This is a genomic window from Pantoea agglomerans NBRC 102470 (assembly GCF_001598475.1).
Taxonomy (GTDB): domain Bacteria; phylum Pseudomonadota; class Gammaproteobacteria; order Enterobacterales; family Enterobacteriaceae; genus Pantoea; species Pantoea agglomerans.
This window is the reverse complement of record NZ_BCZA01000002.1, coordinates 81,419-93,576: the sequence shown is the minus strand read 5'-3', so window position 1 is coordinate 93,576 and position 12,158 is coordinate 81,419. Positions and strand designations below refer to the sequence as shown.

General features: G+C 50.7%; 9 protein-coding genes. 7 read left to right on the top strand and 2 right to left on the bottom strand.

The features are described from left to right. The first annotated feature begins 11 nt into the window (after positions 1-11). The 4 genes from rssB to PAG01S_RS04000 all read left to right on the top strand — a co-directional run bounded on the left by rssB (position 12) and on the right by PAG01S_RS04000 (position 4,515). Positions 12-1,028, top strand: a complete 1,017-nt coding sequence (gene rssB, locus PAG01S_RS04015) for a two-component system response regulator RssB (RefSeq protein ID WP_010244345.1) — start codon at positions 12-14, stop codon at positions 1,026-1,028. A gap of 193 nt (positions 1,029-1,221) precedes the next feature. After that, positions 1,222-2,130 carry a UTP--glucose-1-phosphate uridylyltransferase GalU gene (galU, locus tag PAG01S_RS04010; protein ID WP_008925296.1) on the top strand — a complete coding sequence of 303 codons (909 nt, stop codon included), beginning with the start codon at positions 1,222-1,224 and terminating at the stop codon, positions 2,128-2,130. 22 nt (positions 2,131-2,152) lie between these two features. Beyond that, entirely contained in the window at positions 2,153-3,493 is a 1,341-nt protein-coding gene (locus PAG01S_RS04005; protein ID WP_062757772.1) for a UDP-glucose dehydrogenase family protein, read from the top strand. Positions 3,494-3,507: 14 nt separating this feature from the next. Beyond that, a complete protein-coding gene (locus PAG01S_RS04000) occupies positions 3,508-4,515 on the top strand; it encodes an NAD-dependent epimerase (protein ID WP_010244357.1) in 1,008 nt (335 codons plus the stop codon). A gap of 86 nt (positions 4,516-4,601) precedes the next feature. On the opposite strand, the gene hns is transcribed toward PAG01S_RS04000, so the two are convergent. Then, on the bottom strand, positions 4,602-5,009 hold the full coding sequence (gene hns, locus PAG01S_RS03995; RefSeq protein ID WP_010244359.1) for a histone-like nucleoid-structuring protein H-NS: 408 nt from the start codon (positions 5,007-5,009) through the stop codon (positions 4,602-4,604). A gap of 409 nt (positions 5,010-5,418) precedes the next feature. On the opposite strand from hns, the gene tdk reads away from it, so the two are divergent. Then, the gene (tdk, locus tag PAG01S_RS03990; RefSeq protein WP_010244362.1) at positions 5,419-6,039 is read left to right on the top strand and encodes a thymidine kinase; all 621 of its coding nucleotides are present in this window, start codon (positions 5,419-5,421) and stop codon (positions 6,037-6,039) included. A 68-nt stretch (positions 6,040-6,107) separates the two neighbouring features. On the opposite strand, the gene adhE is transcribed toward tdk, so the two are convergent. Beyond that, positions 6,108-8,795, bottom strand: coding sequence for a bifunctional acetaldehyde-CoA/alcohol dehydrogenase (gene adhE / locus PAG01S_RS03985; RefSeq protein ID WP_010670264.1), 2,688 nt, complete (start codon positions 8,793-8,795; stop codon positions 6,108-6,110). 461 nt (positions 8,796-9,256) lie between these two features. Between adhE and PAG01S_RS03980 the strand changes: the two genes are divergently transcribed. Both PAG01S_RS03980 and PAG01S_RS03975 read left to right on the top strand, forming a co-directional pair. Then, positions 9,257-9,904 (top strand): YchE family NAAT transporter, encoded by a 648-nt coding sequence (locus PAG01S_RS03980; protein WP_010244367.1) that lies wholly within the window; start codon positions 9,257-9,259, stop codon positions 9,902-9,904. A gap of 582 nt (positions 9,905-10,486) precedes the next feature. Further along, positions 10,487-12,112 (top strand): ABC transporter substrate-binding protein, encoded by a 1,626-nt coding sequence (locus tag PAG01S_RS03975; protein ID WP_062758064.1) that lies wholly within the window; start codon positions 10,487-10,489, stop codon positions 12,110-12,112. Positions 12,113-12,158 lie beyond the last annotated feature (46 nt).

The following is a 12,158-nucleotide window of genomic DNA, read 5'->3' as shown; positions in this document are numbered from 1 at the left end:
AGGGGGAAAGAATGGAAAAACCACTACTCGGCAAAAAGATACTCATTGTCGAAGATGAGGCTGTTTTCCGTTCGTTGCTGGACCAATTTTTGTTATCGATGGGTGCTGTGACGTTACAAGCGGAAGATGGTCTGGAAGCAATTGCACAACTACAACAGCATACTGTCGACCTGATTATCTGCGATCTGGAAATGCCCCGCATGAGCGGCATCCAGTTCGTTGAGCACATTCGTACCCGCGGCAACATCGTGCCGATTTTAATCATCTCAGCTACCGAGAACATGTCGGATATTGCGCATGTATTGCGTCTTGGGGTGCAGGATGTGCTGCTTAAACCACTTAAAAACTTTGAGCGCTTCCGTGAAGCGGTCTATGAGTGTCTCTATCCCTCTATGTTCACTTCGAAAGTGGAAGAGGATGAACAACTGTTCCAGGACTGGGATGCGCTGGTTCGTGATCCTAAAGCGGCTGCCAAGCTGCTCAAGCAACTCCAGCCACCGGTGCAGCAGACTATTGCCAACTGCCGGGTTAACTATCGTCAGCTGACGATGGCCGAGCAGCCTGGGCTGGTGCTTGATATCGCGGCGCTCTCCGACAAAGATCTGGCGTTCTACTGTCTGGACGTGACCCGTGCCGGTGATAATGGCGTGCTGGCAGCGCTGCTGCTGCGGGCGCTGTTCAATGGCCTGCTGCAGGAGCAACTGACCGGGCAGAAACAGCGTCTGCCGGAACTCAATGGGCTGCTCAGACAGGTCAATCTTTTACTGCGCCAGGCGAACCTGAGCGGCCAGTTCCCGTTACTGGTTGGGTACTATCATCGCGGATTAAAGAACTTAATTCTGGTTTCGGCCGGATTGAACGCCACACTCCATGTTCATGCCCATCAGATTCAGCTCAGCAATGGTGTCCCCCTTGGCACTATGGGCAGCACCCATCTTAACCAGATCAGTCAGCGCGCAGAAAACTGGCAATGCCACGTCTGGGGCGCGGGCGGGCGCATTCGGCTGATGCTATCGACGGAAGAATAAGCCGTAAAAACAGAGGAATTCTGGCGCTGAGGACAGGGCCAGAGTTTAGCTTTACAGTTGGGTAATAGTCTTAATTTCGACGGTTTGGTGCCTTCCAGGATAAATCCGTTCGATACTAACTGATATACTCATTTCCGATTTTAAACCGACATATCAAGTATTAACTTGAACGGCCTATAAGAGAGGTATCTTAATGTCTGCCAATAATACCAAAGTAAAAAAAGCGGTAATCCCGGTAGCGGGTTTGGGTACGCGTATGCTCCCGGCTACCAAAGCGATTCCTAAAGAAATGTTACCGCTGGTTGATAAGCCGTTAATCCAGTATGTCGTTAACGAGTGTATCGCTGCTGGCATCAACGAAATTGTGCTGGTAACGCATTCATCAAAAAATGCCATCGAAAACCACTTTGATACCAGCTTCGAACTGGAATCAATGCTGGAAAAACGCGTTAAGCGTCAGCTGCTGGATGAAATCCAGTCAATCTGCCCGCCACACGTCACCATCATGCAGGTTCGTCAGGGCATCGCTAAAGGTCTGGGTCACGCTGTAATGTGTGCACACCCACTGATCGGTGATGAGCCGTTTGCGGTTATCCTGCCAGACGTCATCATCGACGAATATGAATCTAACCCAACCAAAGATAACCTGGCAGAGATGCTGAGCCGTTATGAAGAGTCTGGCCGCAGCCAGATCATGGTTGAGCCGGTTGCCGATGTGACTGCATACGGTGTTGTCGATTGCCAGGGCGCAGAACTGAACCCAGGCGACAGCGCACCAATGGTCGGTGTGGTTGAGAAGCCTAAAGCGTCAGAATCCCCATCAAACCTGGCCGTTGTAGGTCGTTATGTTCTCTCTTCAGAGATCTGGCCACTGCTGGCTAAAACGCCTCCAGGTGCAGGCGGCGAAGTTCAGCTGACTGACTCCATTGCAATGCTGATGGAAAAAGAGACAGTTGAAGCATATCACCTGAAAGGCGTCAGCCATGACTGTGGTAACAAACTGGGCTACATGCAGGCTTTCGTTGAGTACGGTGTTCGTCATCCGGTATTGGGCAAAGATTTTTCTGAATGGCTCGATGGCGCAGTTGGCAACAAAAAGTAATTCATAAACACAGGATAACTCGATGAAAGTCACTGTATTTGGTATCGGCTATGTCGGTCTGGTTCAGGCTGCGGTGTTAGCCGAAGTCGGACATGACGTTCTCTGCATTGATGTCGACGAAAACAAAGTCGAAAATCTGAAAAAAGGCATCATTCCTATTTTCGAACCAGGTTTAACGCCGCTGGTAATGTCCAATTACGAAGCGGGTCGTCTGAAGTTCAGCACTGATGCTGAGATGGGCGTAAACCATGGTGTTATGCAGTTTATTGCAGTTGGTACTCCACCAGATGAAGACGGCTCTGCCGATCTGAAATATGTGACCGCCGTAGCGCGCACCATTGCGCAGCATATGAACGATCACAAAGTGGTTATCGACAAATCAACCGTTCCGGTTGGCACAGCAGACAAAGTTCGTGCGGTAATGACGGAAGCGCTGAAAGCGCGTGACGCCAACATCACTTTTGATGTGGTATCTAACCCGGAATTCCTCAAAGAAGGTGCTGCAGTCAATGACTGTATGCGTCCAGAACGTATCGTTGTCGGTACTGACAACGACGACGTGGTAGAACTGTTACGCGAGCTCTATGAGCCGTTTAACCGTAACCACGATCGTATGATCATGATGGATATCCGCAGCGCAGAGCTGACCAAGTATGCAGCAAACTGCATGCTGGCCACCAAAATCAGCTTTATGAATGAGATGTCTAACCTGGCTGAACGTTTAGGCGCGGATATTGAAAAAGTACGCCAGGGCATCGGTTCCGATCCCCGCATTGGCTACCACTTTATCTATCCTGGCTGTGGTTACGGCGGCTCCTGCTTCCCGAAAGATGTGCAGGCGTTAATCCGTACCGCTGAGTCAATTGGCTATCAGCCACGTCTGTTGCAGGCCGTGGAAGATGTGAATGACAACCAGAAAAACAAGCTGCCAACCTTTATCAAACGTCATTTTGGTGACGATCTGAAAGGTAAAACGTTTGCGCTCTGGGGCCTGTCATTTAAGCCGAACACTGACGACATGCGTGAAGCCTCCAGCCGTGTGCTGATGGAAACGCTGTGGGAAGCTGGCGCATCTGTTCAGGCGTTTGACCCTGAAGCGATGGATGAAGCACAGCGTATCTACGGTCACCGCAGCGATCTTAAGCTGATGGGTACCAAAGAAGCCGCATTGCAGGGCGCTGACGGCCTGGTCATCTGTACGGAGTGGCAAAACTTCCGTGCGCCTGACTTCGACATCATCAAAAATACACTGAAAGAAGCCGTGATTTTTGATGGTCGTAACCTGTATGATCCAGAGCGTATCAGCAAACGCGGTTTCGTTTATTATGCAATCGGCCGCGGAGCGTCTATTCAAACTGCATAATTAACGAGGGATTTATGAACTTTCTGGTCACCGGCGCCGCAGGTTTTATTGGTTTTCATGTCAGCCAGCGTCTGCTGGCCGCCGGTCACCAGGTTGTCGGTATCGACAACCTGAATGATTATTACGACGTAAATCTCAAGCATGCCCGTCTCAATTTAATTAAGGCCGATCCTGGTTTTACTTTTATTGAGATGGACCTGGCGGACCGTGACGCAATGGCGTCACTGTTCGATCAGCAAAAATTCCAGCGCGTTATCCATCTTGGCGCTCAGGCTGGTGTCCGGTATTCCATTGAAAATCCTCATGCCTACGCAGACTCCAATCTGACGGGTCACCTCAATATCCTTGAAGGTTGCCGTCATCATAAAATTGAACATCTGCTCTACGCCTCATCCAGTTCAGTCTATGGTCTGAATCGCAAGATGCCGTTCTCAACCGAAGATAGCGTTGATCATCCGGTTTCTTTATATGCAGCGACCAAAAAAGCCAACGAGTTAATGTCACACACTTACTCGCATCTCTATCAGCTGCCGACCACTGGATTGCGCTTCTTTACGGTCTATGGCCCGTGGGGCCGTCCGGATATGGCGTTATTCAAATTCACCCGTGCAATGATTGCCGGTGAAGCGATTGACGTTTATAACCAGGGCCAGATGAAACGCGACTTTACCTATATTGACGATATTGCTGAAGCCATTGTTCGCCTGCAGGATGTTATTCCACAACAGGACGACAACTGGACAGTTGAAACCGGATCGCCGGCAACCAGTTCAGCGCCTTATCGTGTTTATAATATTGGAAACAGTCAGCCTGTCACGTTGATGAACTATATCGAAGCGATTGAAAAAGCCCTGGGCATTACTGCGAAGAAAAATCTGATGCCAATGCAGCCTGGAGATGTACTGGAAACCAGTGCGGATACCGAAGCCTTGTTTAAGGCAATTGGATTCAAACCACAGACCGGGGTGGAAGAGGGCGTTAAAAACTTTGTGGACTGGTACCGCGACTTTTACCGCGTCTGAGTATCTGATTAAAAGAAAAAAGGAAGCTCCGGCTTCCTTTTTTATTGCGCATCAGGCTGCCAAAAAGGCAGTCACCCTGCGGGTCTTTACAGTAAAAAATCGTCCAGCTTTTTACCCTGTTCTTCCAGCGCTTTTTTAATCACGGCCGGTGTGCGGCCCTGACCGGTCCAGGTTCTGGACTCGCCTTTTTCATCGGTGTAACCATATTTAGCCGGACGTACTGAGCGTTTACCTTTTGCCGCAGTCCGTGTGTCGGTCAGCGTGTTAATCAGTTCATTCGGGTCAATACCATCAGCCAGTAGCATTTCACGATACTGATTAAGTTTACGCGTGCGTTCTTCATTTTCTGCCTGAAAATGAGACTCTTCTTCACGGCGCTCTTTTACTACTACGTCCAGCTTTTCCAGCATCTCTTCCAGTATTTCAACGGAATACTCTCTGGCCTGGGCGCGCAGCGTACGGATATTATTAAGAACTTTTAGTGCTTCGCTCATTGTCCTGGTCTCTGAATAAGGGAAAAGTTGTGTTGCCCGCTAATAGTAGTGGCGACATAAAATAACTGCAATCATAAAAATATGTATATCACTAATTACCCAGGTGACTAAAAATAATTTTCACCAGAAAATTGCACAGTTGTGCAGAATAAAAATATTTTCCTTTAGTCCGATATCAAATAAATTTAATGTATTCAGGTCAGCAACAAAAATGTCATTGCTTTTGTTGCGGGTAAAATAAGCAAAACTTATCCCGTTCGGCACTGTACATAACAGGCGCTGGAAACGGCATGCAGAGGAATAAACGGCCAGCCGTTACACTTTATTCACTCATCAACCGCAACGTATTGCCGCCGCTTTGTGGTAATATGCGCGCCATTCCATTCAGTCCTGATGAAGATACGCGCCGATGGCTCAACTCTATTTCTATTACTCTGCCATGAATGCAGGGAAATCAACCGCACTGCTACAATCCTCATATAACTATCATGAGCGCGGCATGCGTTCACTGGTTTACACCGCTGAAATCGATAATCGCTTTGGTGCCGGGCAGGTGAGTTCCCGTATCGGACTATCGTCACCGGCCTTGCTATACAACGCAGAGACATCACTCTACAGCGACATCGCTGCTGAACATGCCGTTCAGCCTGTCCACTGCGTGCTGGTTGATGAGAGTCAGTTCCTGACCCGTGAGCAGGTTAAAGCGCTGTCAGATGTCGTAGACGACCTTGATATTCCGGTGCTCTGTTATGGTCTGCGAACGGATTTTCGCGGTGAACTGTTTGTTGGCAGTCAGTATCTGCTGGCGTGGGCAGATAAGCTGGTTGAACTCAAAACTATTTGTCACTGTGGGCGCAAGGCCAGTATGGTTCTGCGACTGGATAGCGAGGGCAAACCTTTCAGTGAGGGTGAGCAGGTGGTGATTGGCGGTAACGAACGTTATATCTCAGTCTGCCGCAAGCATTATAAACAGGCGATAGAGCAGGGATCGTTGCAGGCGATTCATGGCGCTCAGACTCCGCTGAATTAACCCTATTTTTCAGGCAATAAAAAACCCGCCGGGGCGGGTTTTTTTATCAGACAGTCAGAACGGCACTATCAGACTTTTTTGGCTTTCTTCTCAAGCTTAATACCTTTTACCGGCTGCTCAGCAATGGCTTCGGCTACGCTTGAGAACGGTTCGACAAATTCACGACCGTAGTAGGTATCAAGCATAATCTGTTTCAGTTCAGCAATCAGCGGATAACGTGGGTTAGCGCCGGTACACTGGTCATCAAACGCATCATCGGCCAGTTTATCGACTTTCGCCAGGAAGTCCGCTTCCTGCACACCCGCCTCACGGATAGAGGTTGGAATACCAAGTTCAGTTTTAATCTCATCCAGCCAGGCGAGCAGCTTCTCAATTTTCTGCGCGGTGCGGTCGCCTGGTGCGCTCAGACCCAGATGGTCAGCAATCTCGGCGTAGCGACGGCGCGCCTGAGGGCGATCGTACTGGCTGAAAGCGGTCTGTTTAGTCGGGTTGTCATTCGCGTTGTAGCGAATAACGTTAGAGATTAACAGGGCGTTGGCCAGGCCGTGTGGGATATGGAACTCTGAACCCAGCTTATGCGCCATTGAGTGACAAACCCCGAGGAAGGCGTTGGCAAACGCAATACCGGCGATAGTGGCGGCATTGTGTACGCGCTCACGCGCCACCGGATTTTTGGCGCCTTCGGCATAGCTGGCTGGCAGATTCTCTTTCAGCAGTTTCAGCGCCTGCAGCGCCTGTCCGTCAGAGTATTCATTCGCCAGTACTGAAACATAAGCTTCCAGCGCGTGGGTCACGGCATCCAGACCGCCGAAGGCGCAGAGTGAACGCGGCATATCCATCACCAGGTTGGCATCGACAATCGCCATATCAGGCGTCAGTGCGTAGTCAGCGAGCGGATATTTCTGACCCGTCGCATCATCGGTCACTACAGCAAACGGCGTGACTTCAGAACCGGTACCGGATGTGGTGGTGATGGCAATCATGCGCGCTTTGACACCCATTTTAGGGAACTTGTAGATACGTTTACGGATATCCATGAAACGTAACGCCAGCTCCTCGAAGTGAGTTTCCGGATGTTCGTACATCACCCACATGATTTTCGCGGCATCCATCGGTGAGCCACCGCCCAGCGCGATGATGACATCCGGTTTGAAGCTGTTCATCTGCTCAGCACCTTTACGCACGATGCTCAGCGTTGGGTCAGCTTCAACTTCGAAGAACACTTCCGTTTCAATGCCGTGTGATTTCAGTACGCGGGTCACCTGGTCGGCATAGCCGTTATTGAACAGGAAGCGGTCAGTGACGATAAAGGCACGTTTCGCGCCATCCGTTGCCACTTCTTCCAGCGCAATTGGTAGTGAACCCCGACGGAAGTAGATGGATTTAGGAAGTTTATGCCACAACATATTCTCAGCTCGCTTGGCGACAGTTTTGGTATTGATCAGATGTTTTGGACCGACGTTCTCTGAAATAGAGTTTCCGCCCCACGAACCACAACCCAGCGTCAGAGACGGCGCCAGTTTAAAGTTGTAGAGGTCGCCGATACCGCCCTGCGAGGCGGGGGTGTTGATCAGAATACGCGCGGTTTTCATTTTGTCGCCGAAGTAGTGAACGCGTTCGGTCTGGTTGTCCTGATCGGTATAGAGACAGGAGGTGTGGCCGATACCGCCCATGGCGACCAGTTTTTCTGCTTTCGCGACCGCATCCTGGAAATCTTTCGCCCGATACATCGCAAGGGTTGGTGAGAGTTTTTCATGGGCGAACGGCTCAGACTCATCCACCAGCTTCACTTCGCCAATCAGAATCTTAGTGCTCGGTGGCACGCTGATACCGGCCATCTCCGCAATTTTGAACGCTGGCTGGCCTACGATAGCCGCATTCAGGCCGCCGTTTTTCAGAATAATATTCTGCACCGCACTCAGTTCGGCACCCTGCAGCATATAACCGCCGTGGCTGGCGAAACGTTCACGCACCGCGTCATAGACTGAATCAACCACAATCACCGATTGTTCAGAGGCGCAGATAACCCCGTTATCAAAGGTTTTCGACATCAGAATCGACGCAACCGCACGTTTCAGATCGGCGGTTTCATCAATCACGACCGGCGTATTACCCGCACCGACACCAATCGCAGGTTTACCGGAGCTGTAAGCCGCTTTCACCATGCCCGGACCGCCAGTGGCGAGAATCAGGTTGATGTCAGGGTGATGCATCAGTTGATTGGACAGCTCAACGGAAGGTGCGTCGATCCAGCCGATAATATCTTTTGGCGCACCGGCAGCCACCGCCGCCTGCAATACGATGTCTGCAGCTCTGTTGGTCGCATCTTTGGCGCGTGGATGGGGAGAGAAAATGATGCCGTTACGGGTTTTAAGGCTGATTAATGCTTTGAAGATGGCGGTTGAAGTGGGGTTGGTCGTCGGGACGATACCGCAAATCAGGCCAATAGGTTCGGCGATGGTAATGGTGCCGAAAGTATCATCCGTGGCTAACACACCACAGGTTTTTTCATCTTTATAAGCGTTGTAGATATATTCTGAAGCAAAATGGTTTTTGATCACTTTGTCTTCGACGATGCCCATACCGGATTCGGCAACGGCCATCTTGGCAAGCGGGATTCGGGCGTCTGCGGCGGCGAGGGCGGCGGCACGGAAGATAGCGTCGACCTGTTGTTGAGAAAAGTTGGCATATTCACGCTGGGCTTTTTTTACACGTTCAACCAGTGCATTAAGTTCGGCGACATTGGTTACGGCCATGGTGTTCTCCTGAAGGAAGTTAAACTTTTTTAGTAAACAATCCTGCGCCCTGAGTATAGTCACGTTGCCATAAGGCGCTGGACTGGATTAGAACGCCCGGATTTTCAACTGTTTACTGAACTAGTCTTCTGTTGCAGTCAGTGAGATTTTCTTCGCTGCCGCTAATACTTCCGTTGCGAAAAGATTACCTGGTTTGGGGTAGGGCAATTTTGATGCAGATCAATTTAACCGCAAGCTGACACCTTTCAGCTCCCCTTTATGCCCTTTGTTAATCAAATTGGTTACCTCTTCACGTCATCAGCCTGGTAGCGGCTAAATCCAGTCACTTTTTAATCTCTGGGGTAAAGCGCTGGATGCGCCGTCATTCAACAGTATAAATAGCTGAGTCAGCATCTGGCGTCCGTGCCTGTTTTCACATACATTAGGCGCGTTTTCCCCCCCCTGTGGTACGGAGTAAAGTCGTGAACCCTGCGCTGTTAGATTTATCAGGCTATATAAAATTTTTTGTCGGGCTCTTTGCGCTGGTCAATCCGGTGGGAATTATTCCGGTCTTCATCAGCATGACCCGTTATCAGGGGGTGGCTGAGCGTAACAAAACCAACCTCACTGCCAATCTGGCGGTTGCTATTATTCTCTGGACGTCACTGTTCCTTGGTGATGCGATTCTGCATGTGTTTGGTATCTCGATTGACTCCTTCCGCATCGCGGGTGGGATCCTGGTCGTCACCATTGCGATGTCGATGATCAGCGGCAAGCTGGGCGAAGATAAGCAGAATAAGCAGGAGAAGTCAGAAACGGCGATTCGTGAAAGTGTGGGGGTTGTGCCGCTGGCGTTGCCGCTGATGGCGGGTCCGGGTGCTATCAGCTCGACCATTGTCTGGAGCACCCGCTACCACAGCTGGATAAATCTGCTGGGGTTCACTCTGGCGATTGCGATCTTTGCATTCTGCTGCTGGTTACTCTTCCGGGCCGCGCCGTTAATGGTGCGTATTCTTGGCCAGACCGGTATCAACGTCATTACGCGTATTATGGGTCTGTTACTGATGGCACTGGGCATCGAATTTGTTGTCACCGGCATGAAGTCCATTTTTCCCGGCTTACTCAATTAAACGCTCACTTATTTCAGAGAGTGAAGTGAAATAATGATCCGTAATGGTGCAGTAGGGGCATTTTATGCACCATTACGATGCAATTATTCGTTGTGCTTAACAGAATCAGGCAATTATAAATTTCATTACTGCGCGCTGGCTCACAGACTTTTTTCTGCAAAATAATGTCACTATTTTCACACGATATTCTGCTCTCTATTTTCGTGTAAGCCTCACAAACTGCCAGAATAATCACGCTATCTTAAATTTCATCACGCTGAAGCCATATTATCCAATATAAGTGCCAAAAAAGAGGCTGTTTGTCGCTGCTTTCCGCTCTTAAGAGGGGTTTCCAGCTAAATAGTCTATTTTTCATATCGATATGATATTTTCAGGACGAAAATTAACACTTCCGCTGCCTGACTTCTCATGATAAAAGAGAATTAGTTAACATTTTAGCTATTTTACTTTGGCGCGCCTTCGCGGCTTCTGATAATTTTTGGCCCAACGTAAAATTTTTTCTCCGAAAGCCCAAAGTGAGAACGCTTTTTGCTTAAGCCTGTCGGGATACTTAATTTAAGGTTGGCGTTTCGCATGATTGGGATGAAGAATTTGCAGCAGCAGCGGTCAACACTCGCAGTCGTTTTGTTAATGGCTTTTTCGCCGGCCTATGCCGCCACGGTGCCGCCGGGTACAACACTGGCCGCGCAGCAACAGATTGTGATCAATAACGGCAGTGAAGTCTCCTCGCTGGATCCGCATAAAACCGAAGGCGTGCCGGAATCCAATATTATTCACAACCTGCTGGACGGCCTGGTCAATACCGATAACAGCGGGCAGGTGGTTCCTGGCGTCGCTAAAAGCTGGGAAAACCCGCAACCCACCGTCTGGATTTTTAATCTGCGGGAGGATGCGAAGTGGAGCAACGGTGAGCCGGTTACCGCCGCTGATTTCGTCTACAGCTGGCGCCGTCTGGTGGACCCGACAACCGCGTCGCCTTACTCCAGCTATCTGCAGGCAGCCCATTTTGCCAATATTGATGCCATCCTTGCCGGTAAAGCGTCACCCGATCAGCTGGGCGTGAAGGCGCTGGATGCCCATCGGCTGCAAATTACCCTGAGTGAGCCGGTGCCTTACCTGGTGGCGATGTTAGCGCATACGGCGATGAAGCCGGTTTATGCGCCAGCCATTAAGCAGTGGGGGGAAGCCTGGACCCGCCCGGGTCATTACATCGGCAACGGCGCCTACACGCTGAGCGACTGGGTAGTGAATGAAAAAATTGTCGTGAAGCGCAATCCTCGCTACTGGGATAATGCGCACACGGTGATTGAACAGGGGACATTCCTGCCGATCGCCTCTGAAAACAGCGATATCAATCGCTACCGCAGCGGCGGCACGGACATTACCAACAGTGCGGTGCCACCAGAGATGTTTGGCAAGCTGCGCAAAGAGCTGGGCGATGAAGTGAAGGTCAGCCCGCTGCTCTGCACCTTCTACTACGAGATTAATAACAAAAAGCCGCCGTTTACCGATGCGCGGGTGCGTGCCGCACTGAAGATGACCCTCGATCGCGAGGTCATTGCCAATAAGATCATGGCCCAGGGGCAGATTCCGGCTTACAGCCTGACGCCGCCTTTCACCGCCGGTATCAAACTCACTCCACCTGCCTGGTTCAGCTGGACGCAGGCGCAGCGTAATGAAGCCGCGAAGAAGCTGCTGGCAGAGGCCGGCTTTGATGCTGCCCATCCGCTGACCTTTACGCTGCTCTACAACACTTCCGATCAGAACAAACGGCAGGCGATTGCGGCCGCGTCGATGTGGCAGAAAAACCTGGGTGCTAAGGTGACGCTGCAGAATCAGGAGTGGAAAACCATGCTGGAGACCCGTCATCAGGCGCAGTATGACGTGGTGCGCGCCACCTGGTGTGCCGACTACAACGAACCCTCAACCTTCCTGAACATGCTGATCAGCAACGCCTCGATCAACACCGCGTTTTACAGCAGCGCGACCTTTGATCGTCTGATGGCGGAGACGCTGACGGCGGGCAGCGAGGCGCAGCGCGCCGGCCTGTATCAGCAGGCTGAAACACAACTTGACAAAGACTCACCAATTGTGCCAGTTTACTACCGCGTAAGTGTGCGCCTGGTGAAGCCCTGGGTTGGCGGCTTCACGGGCAAAGACCCGCAGGACATGACAGACCTGAAGTACTATTTCATCAAAAAACACTGATCTGATCGCCCGTTCGGCGAGACAGTCGGAAAGCGCATCAGCAAAC

Coding starts and splice junctions, on each gene's coding strand:
- rssB (WP_010244345.1), top strand. CDS start 12: ATGGAAAAACCACTACTCGGCAAAAAGATACTCATTGTCGAAGATGAG.
- galU (WP_008925296.1), top strand. CDS start 1,222: ATGTCTGCCAATAATACCAAAGTAAAAAAAGCGGTAATCCCGGTAGCG.
- PAG01S_RS04005 (WP_062757772.1), top strand. CDS start 2,153: ATGAAAGTCACTGTATTTGGTATCGGCTATGTCGGTCTGGTTCAGGCT.
- PAG01S_RS04000 (WP_010244357.1), top strand. CDS start 3,508: ATGAACTTTCTGGTCACCGGCGCCGCAGGTTTTATTGGTTTTCATGTC.
- hns (WP_010244359.1), bottom strand. CDS start 5,009: ATGAGCGAAGCACTAAAAGTTCTTAATAATATCCGTACGCTGCGCGCC.
- tdk (WP_010244362.1), top strand. CDS start 5,419: ATGGCTCAACTCTATTTCTATTACTCTGCCATGAATGCAGGGAAATCA.
- adhE (WP_010670264.1), bottom strand. CDS start 8,795: ATGGCCGTAACCAATGTCGCCGAACTTAATGCACTGGTTGAACGTGTA.
- PAG01S_RS03975 (WP_062758064.1), top strand. CDS start 10,487: ATGAAGAATTTGCAGCAGCAGCGGTCAACACTCGCAGTCGTTTTGTTA.